This is a genomic window from Streptococcus ratti FA-1 = DSM 20564 (genome assembly GCF_000286075.1).
Taxonomy (GTDB): Bacteria; Bacillota; Bacilli; order Lactobacillales; family Streptococcaceae; genus Streptococcus; species Streptococcus ratti.
Genome location: NZ_AJTZ01000005.1, coordinates 845,609 through 864,340, shown reverse-complemented (window position 1 = coordinate 864,340; position 18,732 = coordinate 845,609). Strand labels below are relative to the sequence as shown.

General features: G+C 41.3%; 16 protein-coding genes. 13 read left to right on the top strand and 3 right to left on the bottom strand.

What is annotated here, in order from left to right:
- Positions 1-53: 53 nt before the first annotated feature.
- Together alsS and budA are read left to right on the top strand one after the other, a co-directional pair.
- Positions 54-1,733 (top strand): acetolactate synthase AlsS, encoded by a 1,680-nt coding sequence (gene alsS, locus SRA_RS06110; protein ID WP_003088776.1) that lies wholly within the window; start codon positions 54-56, stop codon positions 1,731-1,733.
- Between the two features lie 14 nt (positions 1,734-1,747).
- A complete protein-coding gene (gene budA, locus SRA_RS06105) occupies positions 1,748-2,464 on the top strand; it encodes an acetolactate decarboxylase (RefSeq protein ID WP_003088774.1) in 717 nt (238 codons plus the stop codon).
- Between the two features lie 146 nt (positions 2,465-2,610).
- On the opposite strand, the gene SRA_RS06100 is transcribed toward budA, so the two are convergent.
- Together SRA_RS06100 and SRA_RS06095 are read right to left on the bottom strand one after the other, a co-directional pair.
- Entirely contained in the window at positions 2,611-4,014 is a 1,404-nt protein-coding gene (locus SRA_RS06100) for an amino acid permease (protein WP_003088772.1), read from the bottom strand.
- Between the two features lie 329 nt (positions 4,015-4,343).
- Positions 4,344-5,993, bottom strand: a complete 1,650-nt coding sequence (locus SRA_RS06095) for an Rqc2 family fibronectin-binding protein (protein ID WP_003088770.1) — start codon at positions 5,991-5,993, stop codon at positions 4,344-4,346.
- A 150-nt stretch (positions 5,994-6,143) separates the two neighbouring features.
- Here SRA_RS06095 and trpX point away from each other — a divergent pair, with 150 nt between their 5' ends.
- The 4 genes from trpX to SRA_RS06075 all read left to right on the top strand — a co-directional run bounded on the left by trpX (position 6,144) and on the right by SRA_RS06075 (position 10,960).
- On the top strand, positions 6,144-7,136 hold the full coding sequence (trpX, locus tag SRA_RS06090; protein ID WP_003088768.1) for a tryptophan ABC transporter substrate-binding protein: 993 nt from the start codon (positions 6,144-6,146) through the stop codon (positions 7,134-7,136).
- Positions 7,137-7,263: 127 nt separating this feature from the next.
- Positions 7,264-8,133, top strand: a complete 870-nt coding sequence (locus tag SRA_RS06085; protein WP_003088766.1) for an ABC transporter permease — start codon at positions 7,264-7,266, stop codon at positions 8,131-8,133.
- The gene (locus SRA_RS06080; protein ID WP_003088764.1) at positions 8,130-8,891 is read left to right on the top strand and encodes an ABC transporter ATP-binding protein; all 762 of its coding nucleotides are present in this window, start codon (positions 8,130-8,132) and stop codon (positions 8,889-8,891) included. Before SRA_RS06085 ends, SRA_RS06080 begins: the two co-directional genes overlap by 4 nt.
- Positions 8,892-9,298: 407 nt before the next feature.
- Positions 9,299-10,960: a ribonuclease J gene (locus tag SRA_RS06075; protein ID WP_003088762.1), complete on the top strand. Its 1,662-nt coding sequence runs from the start codon at positions 9,299-9,301 to the stop codon at positions 10,958-10,960.
- Positions 10,961-11,067: 107 nt separating this feature from the next.
- On the opposite strand, the gene SRA_RS09980 is transcribed toward SRA_RS06075, so the two are convergent.
- On the bottom strand, positions 11,068-11,388 hold the full coding sequence (locus SRA_RS09980; RefSeq protein ID WP_003088758.1) for a CHY zinc finger protein: 321 nt from the start codon (positions 11,386-11,388) through the stop codon (positions 11,068-11,070).
- A gap of 88 nt (positions 11,389-11,476) precedes the next feature.
- On the opposite strand from SRA_RS09980, the gene SRA_RS06065 reads away from it, so the two are divergent.
- From SRA_RS06065 to SRA_RS06035, 7 genes are all read left to right on the top strand, one after another.
- Positions 11,477-12,268 carry an alpha/beta hydrolase gene (locus SRA_RS06065; RefSeq protein ID WP_003088757.1) on the top strand — a complete coding sequence of 264 codons (792 nt, stop codon included), beginning with the start codon at positions 11,477-11,479 and terminating at the stop codon, positions 12,266-12,268.
- 97 nt (positions 12,269-12,365) lie between these two features.
- Positions 12,366-12,893, top strand: coding sequence for a YehR family lipoprotein (locus tag SRA_RS06060; protein WP_003088756.1), 528 nt, complete (start codon positions 12,366-12,368; stop codon positions 12,891-12,893).
- Positions 12,894-13,076: 183 nt separating this feature from the next.
- Positions 13,077-13,775 (top strand): M57 family metalloprotease, encoded by a 699-nt coding sequence (locus SRA_RS06055; protein ID WP_003088753.1) that lies wholly within the window; start codon positions 13,077-13,079, stop codon positions 13,773-13,775.
- Between the two features lie 340 nt (positions 13,776-14,115).
- On the top strand, positions 14,116-15,264 hold the full coding sequence (gene wecB, locus SRA_RS06050; RefSeq protein ID WP_003088746.1) for a non-hydrolyzing UDP-N-acetylglucosamine 2-epimerase: 1,149 nt from the start codon (positions 14,116-14,118) through the stop codon (positions 15,262-15,264).
- A 7-nt stretch (positions 15,265-15,271) separates the two neighbouring features.
- The gene (locus tag SRA_RS06045) at positions 15,272-16,060 is read left to right on the top strand and encodes a hypothetical protein (protein WP_037611539.1); all 789 of its coding nucleotides are present in this window, start codon (positions 15,272-15,274) and stop codon (positions 16,058-16,060) included.
- A gap of 145 nt (positions 16,061-16,205) precedes the next feature.
- On the top strand, positions 16,206-17,516 hold the full coding sequence (locus SRA_RS06040) for a glycosyltransferase family 2 protein (RefSeq protein WP_003088743.1): 1,311 nt from the start codon (positions 16,206-16,208) through the stop codon (positions 17,514-17,516).
- An 11-nt stretch (positions 17,517-17,527) separates the two neighbouring features.
- Positions 17,528-18,637 (top strand): glycosyl hydrolase family 8, encoded by a 1,110-nt coding sequence (locus tag SRA_RS06035; RefSeq protein WP_003088742.1) that lies wholly within the window; start codon positions 17,528-17,530, stop codon positions 18,635-18,637.
- The last annotated feature ends 95 nt before the right edge of the window (positions 18,638-18,732 follow it).

The following is an 18,732-nucleotide window of genomic DNA, read 5'->3' as shown; positions in this document are numbered from 1 at the left end:
CTTGAAAAATCTGTGGTATAATTGACATGAAACTTGTGAAGAAAGGATATTAAATGACAGAAAACAATAAGAAAAACTATGGGGCTGACTTAATCGTTGACAGCCTCATTAATCATGATGTCAAATACGTGTTTGGCATTCCCGGCGCTAAAATTGACCGTGTTTTTGACACTTTAGAGGATAAGGGTCCTGAACTGATTGTTGCCCGCCATGAACAAAATGCTGCTTTTATGGCTCAGGGAATTGGACGTATCACAGGTGAACCGGGTGTGGTTATTGCAACCAGCGGTCCTGGTATTTCTAATCTGGCGACCGGTCTTGTGACAGCGACAGCTGAAGGTGATCCCGTCCTTGCAATTGGCGGTCAGGTCAAGCGGGGCGACCTTTTAAAACGGGCTCACCAATCCATGAACAATGTTGCTATGCTAGAGCCAATTACCAAATATTCGGCTGAGGTCCAAGATCCAGAAACTCTATCTGAAAATATTGCTAATGCCTATCGTTTGTCTAAAGCCGGCAAACCTGGCGCCAGCTTTTTGTCCATTCCTCAGGATGTGACAGACAGCTCCGTTTCTGTTAAAGCTATTAAACCTCTGACAGACCCTAAACTAGGCTCAGCGTCTGTTGCTGATATTAATTATCTAGCCCAGGCTATTAAAAATGCTGTCCTGCCTGTTTTGCTTTTGGGCAACGGGGCATCGACTGCCGATGTAACAGCCTCTATCCGCCAGCTTTTGGAATCTGTTAAATTGCCGGTTGTAGAAACTTTCCAAGGTGCCGGTATCGTTTCGCGTGATCTCGAAGAAGATACCTTCTTTGGCCGCGTCGGGCTTTTTCGCAACCAGCCGGGTGATATGCTGCTGAAAAAATCAGATTTGATTATCGCTATCGGCTATGATCCGATTGAATATGAAGCCCGAAACTGGAATGCCGAAATCTCAGCTCGTATTATCGTTATTGATGTAGCTCCTGCTGAGATTGATACCTACTTCCAGCCTGAGCGTGAACTGATTGGCGATATAGCAGAGACACTGGATTTATTGTTGCCTGCTGTCAAGGGCTATGATTTGCCGGAAGGCTCCAGAGAGTATCTTGTCGGTCTCAAAACGAATGTAACTGACGATGTCAAATTTGATAAGATACCAAAAGAGGGCCTTGTTCATCCGCTTGATGTGATTGATGTTCTTCAAAGGCAGACAACAGATGATATGACTGTTACTGTTGATGTCGGCAGCCACTATATCTGGATGGCTCGCTATTTCAAGAGCTATGAAGCCCGTCATCTGCTTTTCTCAAATGGTATGCAGACTTTAGGAGTTGCTTTGCCTTGGGCCATTTCAGCCAGTCTTTTGCGGCCAAATACCAAAGTCATTTCGATTTCAGGCGATGGGGGCTTTCTCTTTTCCGGACAGGAGCTGGAAACAGCGGTCCGTCTGAAGCTGCCTATCGTTCATATCATTTGGAATGACGGTAAATACAATATGGTTGAGTTTCAGGAAGAGATGAAATACGGACGGTCATCGGGCGTTGATTTCGGATCTGTTGACTTTGTCAAATACGCTGAAAGTTTCGGTGCTAAGGGCTATCGTGCCGACAGCAAGGAGCATTTTGATGCTATTTTAAAAACGGCTCTAAAAGAAGCTGAAAACGGTCCGGTGCTCATTGATATTCCAATTGATTACAAGGATAACATTAAACTAGGTGAAACGATTTTACCAGATGAGTTTTACTAAAAAGGAGTTTAAAAATGGAAGCCAATAAATTGTTTCAATACAATACTCTGGGAGCCCTTATGGCGGGTCTTTACGGCGGTTCCCTAACAGTAGGTGAGCTGCTGGAGTACGGTGATTTAGGTCTTGGAACACTTGATTCTATTGACGGAGAGCTTATTGTCTTGGATGGCAAAGCTTATCAGGCCAAGGGATCCGGAGACAAGCCAGAAGTTGTTGAAGTGCCTGATGATATGAAGGTTCCTTATGCAGCGGTTATTCATCATCAAGCTGAGGTTATCTTTAAACAGCGTTTTGAAATGACAGATAAGGAATTGCAGGCACGCATAGAATCTTATTATGACGGCGAAAATCTTTTCCGTTCGATTAAAATTCATGGTACTTTTGCCAAAATGCATGTGCGCATGATTCCGCGGTCAACATCGGATAAAAAATTTGCAGAAGTAGCGACCCACCAGCCCGAATATACCGCCGAAAATATTACAGGTACAATTGTTGGTATTTGGACTCCGGAAATTTTTCATGGGGTCAGCGTGGCAGGCTATCATCTTCATTTCATTTCTGATGATCATACCTTTGGCGGTCATGTTATGGATTATGTGATTAGAGAGGGTCAGGTTGAAGTGGGAGCGGTTGATCAGCTGGATCAGCGTTTTCCTGTTCAAGACCGTCAGTATCTGTTTGCTAAATTCAATGCCAAAGAAGTCCGCGGTGATATTGACAAGGCTGAATAGCTGTAATCTAGAAAGCTAACAGCGTTTGGATAAGAGCTATCTGTTTTGTCAATCGTAAGGCAGCCCTCAATTGACTATGCAAAAAGTGAGATAGAGATCGTCATTCCTTGGGAATGGATATCTATCTCACTTTTTAGTTTGATTGGCTAGGGCTGATTTTTAAATTTAAGTTTGCTGTAAAGACCAAAACCGATAATCCAAATCGTTGCACCAATAGCTCCGATGTAGGTTGACTCCTGTAAAAAGAGGGAAATAAAGACAAAGGCAAGAAAGAGTGTGGTGATAGGATTAGAAAACTTATAAGCTGGCATCAGGTAGCCGTCCGGCATGAAATCTTTAGACTGTCTGTATTTGTAATGGGCAATCATCGTTAGGATATAAATAGCAATATAAACGCCTGATGATGATGCCGTGATCAGGGCAAAAGCATCAGATATTCCCGGTAAAACAGTGATGAAGGCCGAAATAGCAATGACAACTGCTGACATGATAATAGCTCTGCTTGGGACACCTGTTCGTGACAAGCGATCAGCCTTGAAATAACTCAAAAGAGGATTGGGTACTTCATTGGCCAGCTGGTAAAGGTGCCGTCCTGTTGAATAGAGAGTGGAATTAAGTGCCGAAGCTGCTGAGGTTAAAACGACAAAGTTAATTAAAGCAGCAGCCCACTTAATTCCGGCAAGTCTAAAGACCATCACAAAAGGCGATGAATTAACCGGCAGGGCCCGCCAAGGAAAGATGGCCATGATGGCAATCAAGGCACCGATATAGAAGATGACAATCCGAACGGGAATTTCTTGAATAGCCTTAGGCAAGACTTTTCTGGGATTTTGTGTTTCTGAGGTAGTAATTCCGACAAATTCGATAGCCTGATAGGCGAAGAAGACCATTTGAAAGGCCATAAAGAATCTTGTCCAGCCCTTAGGGAAAAATTCGAAATGGTTGGTAATATTGCTTAGGCTGGCATGACCCTGAGAGGTTTTAAAATCAGTCAGTACCATGAAAATTCCGGTAGCAATCAAGGCCAGAATAGCGATAATTTTAATCATAGCAAACCAGAATTCTGTTTCTCCGAAAACTCTGACTGCAATCAGGTTGATAGAAGACAGCAGTATTAAGAAAACAATCTGGATAATCCAGGCCGGCCAAGCAGGAAACCAGTACTGAACATAGGTCGCAACGGCAGTAATTTCTGCCATGCCTAAAAAAATCAGCGACAGCCAGTAAGACCAGCCGGAAAAGTAACCCCAATCCTTGCCAACATATTTAGTAATAAAATTAATGAACGTATGCTGGTCGGGATCGTAATAGAGCATTTCACCGATGGCCCGCATCATCAAGAACATAAAAAAACCTGTGATCAGGTAGACGATGATAATAGACGGTCCGGTTAGGCTGATGGATCTGCCAGCTCCCAGGAAAAGTCCGGTTCCAATCGTTCCGGCGATGGCAATGAGCTGAACGTGGCGGTTTTGCAAGCCGCGAACCATACCGTTTTCCAGTTCTTCTGAACCTTGGCTGGTCTGTTTGGTATCTGATTGATCTGACATAATTTCATCCTTTTCTATAAATATTTTATTATTATAGTATTATTTTATAAAAAGTACAAATAAAGCTTAAAAAGAGGAGGAGCCTAACAGCAGAAAATAAGAAGGCGGCGATAGCAATGAACTGAAGCGGGCAATTGAGTTTTTTAGAAGGGTGGACAGAAATTGGTAATTTGGAAGGATTGATTTCGCCGTCCCAGCTCAGACAACCGCTGCGTCAAAATTTTATGATTATAAAAAGGCGGGAAACAGGACACTTTTTATAGGTAAGCCTCCGGATTATACTCGTGTACGGGAGGTAGAGAAACTATCATGGTTGTCCGGCCCGCTTTTTAGATTTTCATAGCTTTTATTTTATCCTCATCAGGAGTGACACGCAAAGTTTTCTGTCCTGTATAGGTGACAAAGCCTGGCTTTCCGCCGGTAGGTTTGTTGAGCTTTTTGGCTTCAATCATATCAACCTGAACGAGGTTAGAGAGGCGGGCTTTTGAAAAATAGGCAGCTAATTCAGCAGCGTCTGTTTTAACCTCATCACTAGGATTAAGATTATCCTTAATGAGAACATGGCTGCCTGGGATGTCCTTGGCGTGAAACCACAGCTCGCCCTTTTTAGCCATTTTAAAGGTCAGCTCATCATTTTGCAAATTATTTTTGCCTACCATGATGATGGTTTTGCCGTCAGAAGCTAAATAGCGTTCAGGTTTCTTGCGCTTTTGTATTTTTTCTTTGTGGCGGCGTTTAACAAAGCCTGTTTCGACTAATTCTTCGCGAATATCGCTGATTTCAGCAAGACTGGCCTGATTGAGAGCAGTATCAACACTGTCTAAATATTGAATAGTGGCCTTGGTTTCTTCGATTAATCTGCCCAGATGCTTAACGGCTTCCTTTAATTTTTGATACTTTTTAAAATAACGCTGGGCATTCTGGCTGGGTGTCAGAGCCTTGTCAAGTGCAATTCTTACTTTTTCGCCTGTGTAGTAATTGTCAAGGATAACCTGGTCTTGGTTGTTAGGAACCTGATTCAAATAAGTTGTCAGCAATTCTCCCTTTTGGCGGAAGTCTTCTGCCTTATCTGTATCTAGCAGGTCTTTTTCTTGTTTTTTGAGTTTTTTCTTATTTTTTTCCAGTTCATTTTGAATGCGGTGAATGAGATCGCTGGCCTGCTGAGCAATGCGGTCGCGTTCAGCCTTGTCTTGGTAAAAATAATCCAGTAAATCAGAAAGACTGGCAAATTGTTCCTGAGCATTATGCCAGTTTACTGCAGAAAAAGATTTTTCAGTCAAAACAGGACAGACCGGCAGGTCGAAGAACTGCTTAAACTGTTTCAGTCTGTCAGTATTCAAGCGCCTGCTTAATTCCTCAGCTGTATCACGGCCCAGTCCCTGAAAGAGCTTTTGTAAATTATCAGCGGCTAGATTTTCTGTCTGCAGGATTTCAAAGAGCTTTTCATCAGAAACAGTAAAGGGGTTTTCCCCTTTTGTTTTTGGCGGCGCCAGATAGCTGGCACCGGGCAGAATGGTACGGTAGCTGTTTTGAGAAAAGCCGATATGTTTAATGGACTCAATGATTTTTTGTTCATTTTTGTCAATCAGTATAATATTACTGTGCTTGCCCATAATCTCTGTGATCAAAGTCACCTTGATTTGATCTCCAATTTCATTTTTGCTGGAGACAGTGATTTCGACAATACGGTCATTATCAATTTGTTCAATCTGTTCAATCACGGCTCCCTGCAAATACTTCCGCATAATCATAGTAAAGGTATTAGGATTTTGAGGATTTTGAAAATCAGTTTTAGTCACCTGAATTCGGCCGAAAACAGAGTGAGCCGAAAGCAGCAGTTTATAATTTTGGCGGTTGTTGCGGATTGACAAAACCAGTTCATGTTCAAAAGGCTGATTAACCTTTTGAATCCGCCCCCACAGGAGCTGTTCTTTTAATTCCAAGGTTAAATGATGCAAAAAAAAGCCATCAAAGGACATGGTTTTTCCTCTTTTCTCTTAGTCTTTTCTATTATACCACACGAAAGCTGCAATGCGCTTTTAAAGAGCAGGGAAAGCGTTTTTAATGCTGTATTGAAAAATGCTGAAAATTGCAGTAAAATAAAGACGGTATTTATTTGAGGAGGAAACATGAAAAATAAACGTTTAATAGGAGTTCTAGCAGCTCTGGCTCTGCTTGTCATCGGCATTATTGTCTACCAGTCTCTCAGCAGTCAAAATCAAAAATCATCCCAGTCGGATACCTTTAAAGTTGGTGTGCTTCAATATGTCAGCCACAATGCTCTGGATGAAATTTACCGGGGGATCAAAGCCGGCATGAAAGAAGAGGGCTATTCCGGCAAGAAAATAAAAATTGATTTTATGAATGCTGAAGGGGACCAAAGCAAGGTGCAAACCATGAGCCAAACCCTAGTTAACCATAAAAATGATGTCCTGATTGGAATTGCAACACCGGCAGCACAGGGCTTGGCCAGTGCGACCAAGGACACTCCGATTGTTATGGGAGCTGTGACAGATCCAGTCGGCGCTAAGCTGGTTAAAAATCTAAAAAAACCAGACGGCAATGTCACAGGTGTGTCTGACAAGACTCCAATCAAGGCTCAAGTTGATTTAGTAAAGACCTTAACACCAAAAGTCAAAACGATTGGTGTTATCTATTCAAGCAGCGAAGACAATTCTAAATCTCAGGTGGCAGAATTCAAGAAAAGGGCCGAGAAAAAGGGCTATGAAGTACTGGAATATTCTGTCCCTTCAACCAATGAAATTGCTACGACCATGAATGTCATGCTGGAGAAGGCAGATGCTGTCTGGATTCCGCTGGACAATACCATTGCCAGTGCCTTCCCGACTGTAGTATCAGCTGCTAAGGCAGCAAAAAAACCTATCTATCCAAGTGTGGATACCATGGTCAATGAAGGCGGTCTTGCTTCGGTTGTTGTTGATCAGTATGAGCTTGGTGTTGCCACTGGCAAGATGGCTGTGAAATTATTTGAAGGGAAAAACGTTTCTGACCTGCCTGTTAATATATTTGACAAGGGAACCCCTGTTGTCAATAAAAAGGTAGCTAAGGAGCTGGGTATCACTATTCCTGCTGATGTGCTTAAAAAGACAAAAAACAAGTAAGCAAGGCTTACCCCCAAAAGATTTTTCTTGATCAAAGGAGGAGATAAAGTCAACCAATCAAAATGACTTTTGTCCCCTTCCTTTTTTTGTGTTAAAATAAAAGATATTTATAAAAGAAGGATAGAAGATGTTACTTTCAACGATTTCACAAGGTTTTCTTTGGTCTATTTTAGGCTTAGGAATTTTTATGACCTTTCGGATTTTAGATTTTCCGGATATGACAACAGAAGGCTCCTTTCCCTTGGGCGGCGCCGTAGCAGTGACGCTAATCACACAGGGAACCAACCCTCTGCTGGCAACTGTAATAGCTGTTTTGGCAGGCTGTCTGGCAGGCTTGGTAACGGGGCTTCTTTATACAAAAGGAAAGATTCCTACCCTTTTATCGGGAATTTTGGTTATGACTTCCTGTCATTCTATCATGCTGATGATTATGGGACGTGCCAATCTGGGCCTGCTGGACGCCAGAAAATTACAAGATCTGCTGCCTTTTTCCGGCAGCATCAACCTGCTTGTTCTGGGGCTTATCTTTGTCGTTCTGGTGGTCGGCAGTATGATTTTCTTTTTGAATACACGCCTAGGCCAGGCCTATATCGCAACTGGTGACAACCATGATATGGCACAGAGTTTTGGAATAAATACTGATAAAATGGAGCTGATGGGCTTAGTCTTATCTAATGGTCTGATTGCCCTGGCTGGCGCCCTTATCAGTCAGCAGGACGGTTATGCTGATGTTTCCAAAGGTATTGGTGTCATTGTCATCGGCTTAGCCAGTATCATTATCGGAGAAGTGCTCTTTTCAACGGGTCTGACCTTGTTGGAGCGCCTGATAGCTATTGTTGTTGGCTCTGTTTTGTACCAATTTTTAATTTTGGCAGTTATTTCTCTAGGCTTTAAAACAAACTATCTCAAACTCTTTAGTGCGGTAGTCTTGGCTGTCTGTCTTATGATTCCGGAATTGAAAAAGAAATTCTTTAAAGGAGTGAAACTGTCCCGATGACTAAAAAAATTGTTGAATTAAAAAATGCTACGGTCAAAGTGAATAATGGTTTTGATGACTATAAGACAATTCTCAATGATGTCAGCCTTGATATTTATGAGCACGATTTTCTGACGATTCTCGGCGGAAACGGAGCCGGTAAATCCACGCTTTTTAATGTTCTTGCCGGGACGCTCAGTCTGACCAGCGGCAGCATTTATATGATGGGTGAGGATGTCACTGCTTATCCTGCGGAAAAGCGTGCTAAATACTTATCCCGTGTTTTTCAGGATCCTAAAATGGGGACGGCGCCTCGAATGACAGTAGCTGAAAACCTTTTAATTGCTAAGTACCGCGGAGAGCGGCGCAGCCTTATTTCGCGCAATATCAATGCTCACAAAAAAGAATTTCAGGCGGTTATTGATAAAATTGGCAATGGTTTGGAAAAGCATTTGGAAACGCCGGCTGGTCTCCTTTCAGGAGGACAGCGGCAGGCGCTCAGTCTGCTCATGGCGACGATTAAAAGGCCTGAGCTGTTGCTGCTGGATGAACATACGGCTGCTCTTGATCCAAAAACCAGCGTGGCCTTGATGGAGCTGACCGAAGAATTTGTCAGCCGTGATCATCTGACGGCTCTCATGATTACTCACCGCATGGAAGATGCTCTCAAATACGGCAGCCGCCTGCTGGTCATGAAGGGCGGTCGTATTATTCAGGATTTATCTGCTGAAGAAAAGGCTCAAATGGATATCTCTGACTACTATGGCCTGTTTGAATAAAGGCTCTTTTCTCTACTATTTGTCAAGTCTATCAAGACTATAGAATAAAAATATTTTGAGGACAGTAGTCAAAATAAGGAAATTGTCTTATTTTACACTAAAGGTTAGTGCATACTCTTTTGAAGTTAGAAAAATGAGACAGTGACCTAAAATGGCTCTATGATATCTGAATGGGAGTTACCCACTACAGATATTATAGAGCCTGAATAAATTGAAAAATAAGCTGAAAAGTTGTATACTACTCATGTATGCAATTTTTTAATTGCCCGCAGTAATTCGACCTGCTGTCTTGTGCATGAACACGGGAGGCAGGGATCGTTTGTATGAAAATAAAGATAGTGAAAGAAGACAAGGAGTCACAGGACTGAAATGATCTGAAAAACACTATGAAAACATAAGGAGAACTAATGACTGACATTAAAATTATGGCCCTGGGAGGAGTTCGGGAAAACGGCAAGAACTTCTATCTAGTAGAGGTCAATGATTCTATTTTTATTCTAGATGCCGGATTGAAATATCCAGAAAATGAACAGCTAGGTGTGGATGTTATCATACCCAATTTAGATTATCTGATTGACAATAAAAAACGAGTTCGAGGAATCTTTCTGACGCACGGACATGCCGACGCAATTGGCGCTCTGCCTTATCTCTTAACCAATGTCAAGGCACCGGTTTTTGGCTCAGAACTGACTATTGAACTAGCCAAACTGGTTGTCAAAAATAATGATGCTACAAAAAAATTTCATAACTTTCATGTGGTGGATGCCGAAACTGAGATTGAATTTAAGGATGCCCTGGTTTCTTTCTTTAAAACAACCCACTCAATCCCTGAAAGTTTGGGAATTGTTGTTGGCACCAAGGAAGGCAACATCGTTTATACCGGTGATTTCAAGTTTGATCAGGCTGCAAGTAAGCTCTATCAGACCGATTTAGCCCGTATTGCTGAGGTTGGACGTGAAGGTGTTTTGGCTCTGTTATCAGACTCGGCAAATGCTGACAGCAATGTGCAAATTGCCAGTGAAGCTGAGGTAGGAGTTGAGATGGAGCAGATCATCTCCAACTGGGAAGGGCGCATTATTGTTGCAGCAGTGGCTTCTAACCTTGTTCGTATCCAGCAGGTCTTTGATTCTGCTGCCAATAACGGCCGCCGTGTTGTTCTGACTGGTTTTGATGTTGAAAATATTGTCCGCACAGCTATCCGCCTTAAAAAGCTTTCAGTTGTGGATGAAAAGCTCATTGTGAAGCCTAAGGATATGCATAAGTTTGAAGATCATGAGCTGATTATTTTAGAAACAGGCCGGATGAGTGAGCCTTTGAACGGTCTGAGAAAAATAGCTGTCGGCCGTCACCGCTATGTGGAAATTAAAGACGGAGACTTGGTTTACATTGTGACAACACCGACGGTTTCGAAAGAAGCCGTTGTGGCACAAGTTGAAAATCTGATTTATAAGGCGGGCGGCAATGTTAGACTGATTACACAGGATCTTCGAGTGTCAGGGCATGCCAATGGCCGCGACCTTCAGCTGATGATTAACCTTCTTAAACCCAAATACCTCTTCCCAGTTCAAGGAGAGTATCGAGAGCTGGCAGCTCACGCTGATTTAGCGCTTGAAATCGGCATGTTCCCAGAAAATATTTACATCATGAAGCGTGGCGATATCATGGTTTACGGCCAAGACGGTTTTGTTCATGAAGGAGCTGTGCCTGCAGGGGATGTTATGATTGACGGCAATGCGATTGGTGATGTGGGCAATATCGTCCTGCGTGACCGCAAGGTTCTGTCGGAAGACGGTATCTTTATTGTCGCCTTGACTGTCAATAAGAAAGAAAAGAAGATTATTTCTAAGGCAAGAATTAACACCCGCGGTTTTGTTTATGTCAAAAAGAGCCGGGATATTTTGCGTGAAAGTGCTGATATTGTTAACAATGCTGTCGAAAATTATCTGGCTCAAGACACTTTTGACTGGAGCGAATTAAAATCCCTTGTCCGCGATGAAATCGGTAAATTTCTGTTTGATCAGACCAAGCGCCGGCCGGCAATTTTACCGGTTGTCATGGAAGTGAGATAAAGAACATAAAAAGAAAAGAGTGGGACTATGAAATCAACTGCTTCAATAGCTGATTTTTGTCCCATTCTTTTTTTGATATACCAACTAGCATAGCTGCGCGTAGATAATTAGGGCTTATCTGAAAAATAGTAGTCATAGTGGCGGCTGCAGTTAGGATTAAAGGGATGGCCACAGCAAGGGCAGGCAGGCTGTCCTTTGTAATCTTCAATAGTTAACTCTTTTTGGCAGGCACCACAAAAGACTGCTTTGTCTTTCTTCAGGTATTGTGGGTACGGGGCAAATAAATGCTGTTCATGGCAGTTGTGACACTTAAAACAAGGGTAGTATTTTTGACAGGCAAAGCATTTCAAAGCGACAATGTCTGTCGGTCCATGATAGTCAGTGCACCTTGTTTCATTATCAGTCAGATCACCGTAGATTGTGAGCATTTTTCTTTCCTACCTTTCTTTTTAAGTTTATCAAAAGAAATTAATTTATGCTATAATGAGAGAAATAAATTGGGAGGAAAATTGATTAATGGCTTTTTTTCAAATAGAATATCAATCACAAAGTTTAGATATGGTGCGCCATGTCAATGTCATCTATCCGGATGCCGCAGAGGTTAAAGAAGAATATGTTAATGACACAGACATTCCTGTGCTGTATCTTTTACACGGGATGGGCGGCAATGAGAACTCGTGGCAAAAGCGGACAGCTATTGAGCGCCTGCTGAGAAAAACGAATTTAATTGTCATCATGCCTTCAACAGATTTAGCCTGGTATACCAATACCGCTTACGGCCTTAACTATTACGATATGATTGCCAAGGAACTGCCGGAAGTTATGCAGCGTTTTTTTCCTAATATGACAAAGAAGCGCGAAAAAACTTTTATTGCAGGTCTTTCTATGGGCGGCTACGGTGCTTACAAGATTGCTCTTTCCACCGATATGTTTTCATATGCGGCGTCATTTTCAGGAGCACTTGGCATTGGTATTGACGGAAAAAGTTTAACGACGGTTACAGAAGGTTCGCCAAGCTACTGGCAGGGAATCTTTGGCGATTTGCAAGGAGAAGAGCTGCAGGAACATTTTCTGACTACACTGGCAAAAAAATCAGATAAAAAAACAAAATTTTATGCCTGGTGCGGCTATGAAGATTTTCTCTATCAGGCTAATGAAATAGCTGTTGAAAAGCTGAGGGCTCTGGGGCTCGACATTGACTACCGCACAGATCACGGCAGGCACGAGTGGTATTATTGGGAAAAGCAGCTGGATTTTCTTTTGGAGCGGCTGCCGATTGACTATCAAAAAGAAGAGCGGCTGTCTTAATCCTATATCAAGGCTTTTTGGAGACCTTGACAGGTTATTTGTAAGAGGTTACAATGAAAGGGTATAAATTATAAATGGAAAAGCGAGGAAGGTATTTATGAAAAAGAAACTCATTCTTATTTTAGGAACATTTGCTGCAGTCTTGCTTGCAGCTCTGCTGATTCAAGACACAGCCAGCGCAAAGTCCTCTCGTACGGAAGCTGTCTATTATCAAATGTTTAAAGAAGGTGCAGCAGATGTTCGACTGACTTACTACCACAAAAAAGGAAGTGACCGTGTTACCAAACAGCTAACAAAAAATACTATAACCTATGCAGCTCTTAAGGTAGATGAAGCAGAAGCAGCCAAGGAAAAGTTTTCTGCTGATGCAGAAAAATACCAAGGTATTACAGGGGTCAAAGAAAGCATCGAATATAAAGATACCTATATGATAGAAAAGGTTAGTGTCAACTATGACAAAGTTAATCTTAATGAGCTAGCAGAAAAACTGCCGGAAATAGATATTGACACACCGTCAGGCAAAAAAGCAACTTATGTTAGTTTAAAACAAAGTGAAAAATTGCTTAAGAAACAAGGCTATACCAAAGTTAAAAAGGGACAGTTTAAAAAACTGAATCTTGAATAGAAATAGTTGTAAACGAGACAGAAAAGCTGAGGCTGACAAAGCCGCTGGCTGTTTTGCCTCGTTTTTCTTTTTTGCCAATCTGTGCTGGTATAAAATTCTTGCTTTTTATTTTGATGCCTGCTATACTTAAATTTAATTTGAAAGTTTTAGGTCTTTTCTAACAAAAACGAAAGGACATCTCTTATGAAAAAAATAATCAGGATTTTATTTTTTATTCCTAGGCTCATTTTCAGCCTGATTTGGAGTATTTTTCGAACGGTCATTATCCTAGCGGTCATCGGTTTAGCTTTTTTCTATTTCACCAGCAGTAATAAAGATAATTTTGGAGCTGCAGTTTCTAATCAGCTCAATAAGATTTCAGCTTTTTTTAGCAATGATTTCAACCTGCAAGATACCATGTCCAAATTATCTACGGATAATTATGAGCATGACAGAGGCAGCCGCTGGGCTGAAAATAAGGCCGCGGTTTATATAGCTTCAACTGATGAGACTTTTATTAAAGCTTATCAGACAGCCATTGCTAATTGGAATGCGACAGGCAGTTTCACTTTTACTATTGTTTCTAATAAAGAGTCAGCTGATATCGTAGCAACTGATTATACAGATGCTGCTTCTCAGGCTGCCGGTCTGGCCGAATCTGAAACTAACGCTGTCACCAATCGGATCAGCCATGTTGATATTAAACTTAATCGTTACTATCTTTTAAACAAAGACTACGGCTATAGTTTTGAGCGAATCGTTCATACAGCAGAACATGAATTGGGACATGCTATCGGTCTTGGTCACGATGATAATGAGATTTCAGTAATGGCTTCATCGGGTTCTTATCATGGCATCCAAGATGTAGATGTTGCAGCTGTTAAGAAGCTCTATGCTCAGTAAATGTGAAATATTTTAATGATATAATGTAATCATCATATTTATTTAATCTTATTGTTATTTGTGAAATAGTTGCAATTGTCAGATTTTGTTATTTTTATTATTTTATTAGAAAAATATGATGCTCTGCTTAAACTCAGCTGAAGGTTGATAAAATAAAGATTTTGAATAATTGAACGCTCTTATTTAATAAGAGCGTTTTTTAATATAATAATAAAATAAAGGAAAAGTTTTTTAAAAAATTCAAAGCTTTTTGTCTTGAATTTGTAATAAAATAGTGATATTATGACAAAGATGTGTCATTTTAGCACACATTAATTCAAAATTATCATAAAGAGGAAACATGAAAAAAATTAAAGTTATGCTTGTTTTCGGTACCAGACCGGAGGCCATTAAGATGGCTCCCTTGATCAGGTCTTTAAAACAGCAGACTGATCGTTTTGATGCGGTGACTGTTGTGACTGCTCAGCATCGGCAGATGCTTGATCAGGTACTGGAAACATTTGGCATTGACCCTGATTATGATTTGAACATCATGAGTAAGCAGCAGACCTTGTCAACAATTACAACCAATGTGATTAACAAACTTGACGAAGTCCTCAAGAGTGAAAAACCTGATGTTATTTTAGTACACGGTGATACAACAACAACTCTTGCAACCAGTATCTCTGCTTTTTACAATCAAATTAAAATCGGTCATGTTGAGGCAGGTCTTAGGACATGGAATAAGTATTCGCCATTTCCTGAAGAGGTTAACCGTCAGGTAACCGATGTTGTATCGGATCTTTACTTTGCACCGACCAATCAAAGCCGGGATAATCTGTTAACAGAAAATCATCCCGCTGAACAAATTTTTGTCACTGGAAACACAGCTATTGATGCCTTGGCTCTGACCGTAAAAGAGGACTACCATCACCAGGTGCTTGATGCCATTAATCCAGACAACCGGATTATTTTGGTTACCATGCACCGCCGTGAAAATCAAGGTGAGCCCATGCGCAGAGTCTTTAAAACGATGAGATCAGTTCTAGCTGCCTATCCCGATGTTGAAATTGTCTATCCAGTTCATCTCAGCCCTTCTGTACAGGAAGCGGCCAAGGAAATTTTAGCAGATGTTAAACGGGTTCATCTGATTGAACCGCTCGATGTTGTGGACTTTCATAATTTAGCCAACAAGAGCTATTTCATCATGTCGGATTCTGGCGGTGTTCAGGAAGAGGCTCCTTCGCTGGGCAAGCCGGTCTTAGTATTGAGGGATACGACAGAGCGTCCGGAAGGTGTAGCTGCTGGAACTTTGAAACTGGTGGGTACCGAAGAAGATGCTGTAAGAAGCGCGATGACAGAGCTGCTGGATAATAAAGAAGCCTATGATGAGATGGCTCAGACTAAAAATCCATATGGAGACGGTCAAGCCTCTGAACGTATTTTAGACGCTATTTCTTATTATTTTAACGGCGGTGAGCGTCCAGAAGATTTTGGAATGGGGGAATGAGTTTAGCATGAGACGATTACTAAATCTTTCCGGTATGTTCTTGCTTTTGATCTTGGCTGCTGGTTCAAGCATCTATGTTGCTTTTCAGTATGGACCGATGATTGCGGGTATTTATGGTTTTCTTATTTTTATGGCTGTACTGACCCCTTGGTTCTTGACTGATTTGCTGGTCACTTGGACAGAGCTCTTTACTCTTATTATTGGAGCTTTTATTCTTATAGTCGGTATTTCTTATATTCCTTTGAGAGACCGCTTGGTTTTAATTGTTGCTCTGCCTATTATATTAATCATTGCCAATCGGATGGAAGGTCTGATTTTAGAGAAAAAAAGTTCTATTGCAGTTCAGACTTCTAAGGCTAAGAGCTATTATGAATATTATGCCCGCAAGGCTCAGCATTCTGATGATATCACAATTCAGACCATGCTGGTCAGCTGGGCACATGCCGAACAATTTAAGCAAACGCAGCCCAAAGAATACTATGCCAGTATTAAGCGGATTAACCGTGCTATCTTTAAGTCCAAACAAGACAGCGACAGGGTCTTTTACTTGAGAAATGGTTTGTTTTTCATTGTTCAGACCAGTTCAGATCCCAACTGGCATAGGGGACTTGAAGAAGAAATCAGTATTAATCTGAGCAAGATTCGGTTTAATAACGAAAACAGTACTCATGAGATCCAATTTCAGTATGGCTATCAGATGGTTGATCATGAGAATTGGCAGCGTTATGCCTATTATGAGGATATTATCAAGAGATTGGAACGTCTCTTGGAAACTCATATCATTGTAGAATATTAAGTGAGTGGAGTTATGAATTTAACAAATGTATTTTTTAATATCGGACTTGGCATAAGTCTCTTTTTTGCGGCTTGTTTTGTCATCTTATTCATCAGCTATTTAGTGATTCTTGAACGAGTGAATAAAAACTTTAAGGCGGTGGATGATGATTAGTCAGATTTTAATGATTATTAGTTTAATCTCAATTTGGTCTTCTTTGGCAATGGCCTTAATCATTTTAATGTCGGCCGTTCATTTCTGGTTTAAGCACAGTGATTTTGACGTTGATACCAGCCCTTTGCCTGAATATCCGATGATAACAGTGGTTGTTCCGGCCCATAATGAAGATGTGGTTATCGCGCAGACAGCTAAGGCTATTTTAGACATGAATTACCCTCATGATAAGGTAGAAGTTATTCTCTTTGCGGATAACTGTGAAGATAATACCTATCAGGAAATGCAAAAGGTGAAGGCTATGCCGCAATATGCTAACCGTGATTTAACCTTGATTGACCGTACTGGTACTGGCGGAAAGGCAGGCGTTTTGAATGACGCCCTGAAAATGGCAAAAGGGGATTACATCTGCGTTTACGATGCTGATGCTATGCCTGAAAGAAATGCTCTGTATTTCCTTGTGCAAAAAGTGATGGAAGATCCTGAACGCCATGTTGCAGCCTTTGGACGCAATAAGACTCGTAACGCCAACCAAAATTTCCTGACTCGCTGTATCAATCAGGAAATCGTTGTGACACAGCGGATCCAGCATGTTGGCATGTGGCATTTGGGTAAGATTGGCCGGATTCCCGGAACGAACTTTATCATCAACACAGAATTTGTTAAGAGTATTGGCGGCTGGCGAAATGGTGCGCTGACAGAAGATGCGGATATTTCCTTTAAAATTATGCAAAGCGGAAAACTAATCGCCCTGGCCCATAACTCTGAAGCCTTCCAGCAAGAACCTGAAACGCTGAAATCTTACTATTTGCAAAGAAAGCGCTGGGCTAAGGGAAATTATGAAGTGGTTATTGCCAATTTCAAACATCTTTTTGGTCGCGGCAACTGGCGTGTCAAATGGGAAGTTTTCTATTATGCCTGTACCTTCTTTTGGTTTAATGCGGCTATTGTTTTATCAGATATTCTTTTCTTCTCTAATCTGATAGCCTTGATTATTGGTTTATTCAAACCAGGTGTTCAGATTCCTTTTGCCTTTGATACCAACAATGTGTATATGGCGCAGCTTTTGCTCTTTAACTGGTTCTTGATGATCTTGCTTTACCTTTTGCAAATTTCCATCTCGCAGGCGACCCAGCACGGTCAGGCAACGGTTAGCCAGATTTGGATTGCGTTATTGTCTTATTTTACTTATACGCAGCTCTTTATCATAGTATCAATTTCATCTGTTTGTTCTGTTATGATGGATAAAATCTTACGCCGTGATGGAACGAAGTGGGTTAAAACGAAACGATTTGCAGGTTAAAGGAGAAAGAAGTGAAAAAGAAGAAATTAAAATATATTTGGTTTATCCTCTTTCTTGCGATACTGACTGCAGGATTTTACATTATTCGTATTAAAAGTACTGATGATATGCAGCAAAACGTTTATGAAGAATGGTCCAAATACTATGTGGTGACCCACGGCAAAAGCGCCTATATCAAGACAGCAACAGACGAAGACGCGACAACAGCCCTTTCTGAAGGACAAGGCTATGGGATGTATATTGCTGTTGAGGCTGCTCGAAAAGGTGCCGACAGTAAGGAAGAATTTAGCAAGCTCTATCGCTATTATATGGACCACCGTACCGCAGGTACGCAGCTGATGTCTTGGAAGCAAAACATCAAAGCAGACGGTTCTATTGAAGACTTGTCTAACAGCGCCACAGACGGGGATCTCTATATTGCTTATTCTTTGATTAAGGCTGCTGAGCTTTGGTCTGATAAAGCTGATACTTATAAGAAGCAGGCTAAGCTCCTCTTAAATGATATTTTAGCCTACAATTATAATGCAGAAACGAAATCCCTGACTGTCGGAAATTGGGCCGTCAAGGGAACTGATTATTATGACCTAGTTAGAACGTCAGATGTCCTGCCCGAACAGTTTGATGTTTTCTACGATTTTAGTAAAAATGATACTTGGAAAACGATTAAATCTTCAATGCTTAACAGCTTGGAAAAAATGAGCGATCAGCATAAGACTGGCCTTTTCCCAGACTTTATGTGGGTTCGCGAGTCCGGTGAAGTTAAGGCTGCTAAAGCGAATTTGGTTGCCAGCAAGTATGACGGCGATTATTATTACAATGCCTGCCGCATGCCTTATAACCTAGCCAGAAGCAAGGACAAGCAAAGTCAGAAGATGCTCAAAAAGATGATGAATTTCTTTATGAAACAAAAAAGCATTTATGCGGGTTATAAGCTGAACGGCAAACGTTTGGATGCGCATCAGTCTGCCAGCTTTGATGCACCTATCTTTTATGCGGCTAAAAAGTTAGACCATAAATATGAGCGTCTCCACCAGCAGGAAAAGAAAGTCTTTATGGACGGTCTGTCCTCAACGAATTATTATGACTCAGCCTTGACCACTATGGCTGTTTTGGGAGACTGATTGCTGCTTGAAAGCTAGCAAAAATGACGAAATAATCAAAAGAACGGTTGACTTAAACTTCGGCAGCTGTGCCTGAGAGTTGAGCAGCCGCTCTT

Excerpts from the sequence above, each read along its gene's own strand:
- alsS (WP_003088776.1), top strand. The coding sequence starts at position 54 with ATGACAGAAAACAATAAGAAAAACTATGGGGCTGACTTAATCGTTGAC.
- budA (WP_003088774.1), top strand. The coding sequence starts at position 1,748 with ATGGAAGCCAATAAATTGTTTCAATACAATACTCTGGGAGCCCTTATG.
- SRA_RS06100 (WP_003088772.1), bottom strand. The coding sequence starts at position 4,014 with ATGTCAGATCAATCAGATACCAAACAGACCAGCCAAGGTTCAGAAGAA.
- SRA_RS06095 (WP_003088770.1), bottom strand. The coding sequence starts at position 5,993 with ATGTCCTTTGATGGCTTTTTTTTGCATCATTTAACCTTGGAATTAAAA.
- trpX (WP_003088768.1), top strand. The coding sequence starts at position 6,144 with ATGAAAAATAAACGTTTAATAGGAGTTCTAGCAGCTCTGGCTCTGCTT.
- SRA_RS06085 (WP_003088766.1), top strand. The coding sequence starts at position 7,264 with ATGTTACTTTCAACGATTTCACAAGGTTTTCTTTGGTCTATTTTAGGC.
- SRA_RS06080 (WP_003088764.1), top strand. The coding sequence starts at position 8,130 with ATGACTAAAAAAATTGTTGAATTAAAAAATGCTACGGTCAAAGTGAAT.
- SRA_RS06075 (WP_003088762.1), top strand. The coding sequence starts at position 9,299 with ATGACTGACATTAAAATTATGGCCCTGGGAGGAGTTCGGGAAAACGGC.
- SRA_RS09980 (WP_003088758.1), bottom strand. The coding sequence starts at position 11,388 with ATGCTCACAATCTACGGTGATCTGACTGATAATGAAACAAGGTGCACT.
- SRA_RS06065 (WP_003088757.1), top strand. The coding sequence starts at position 11,477 with ATGGCTTTTTTTCAAATAGAATATCAATCACAAAGTTTAGATATGGTG.
- SRA_RS06060 (WP_003088756.1), top strand. The coding sequence starts at position 12,366 with ATGAAAAAGAAACTCATTCTTATTTTAGGAACATTTGCTGCAGTCTTG.
- SRA_RS06055 (WP_003088753.1), top strand. The coding sequence starts at position 13,077 with ATGAAAAAAATAATCAGGATTTTATTTTTTATTCCTAGGCTCATTTTC.
- wecB (WP_003088746.1), top strand. The coding sequence starts at position 14,116 with ATGAAAAAAATTAAAGTTATGCTTGTTTTCGGTACCAGACCGGAGGCC.
- SRA_RS06045 (WP_037611539.1), top strand. The coding sequence starts at position 15,272 with ATGAGACGATTACTAAATCTTTCCGGTATGTTCTTGCTTTTGATCTTG.
- SRA_RS06040 (WP_003088743.1), top strand. The coding sequence starts at position 16,206 with ATGATTAGTCAGATTTTAATGATTATTAGTTTAATCTCAATTTGGTCT.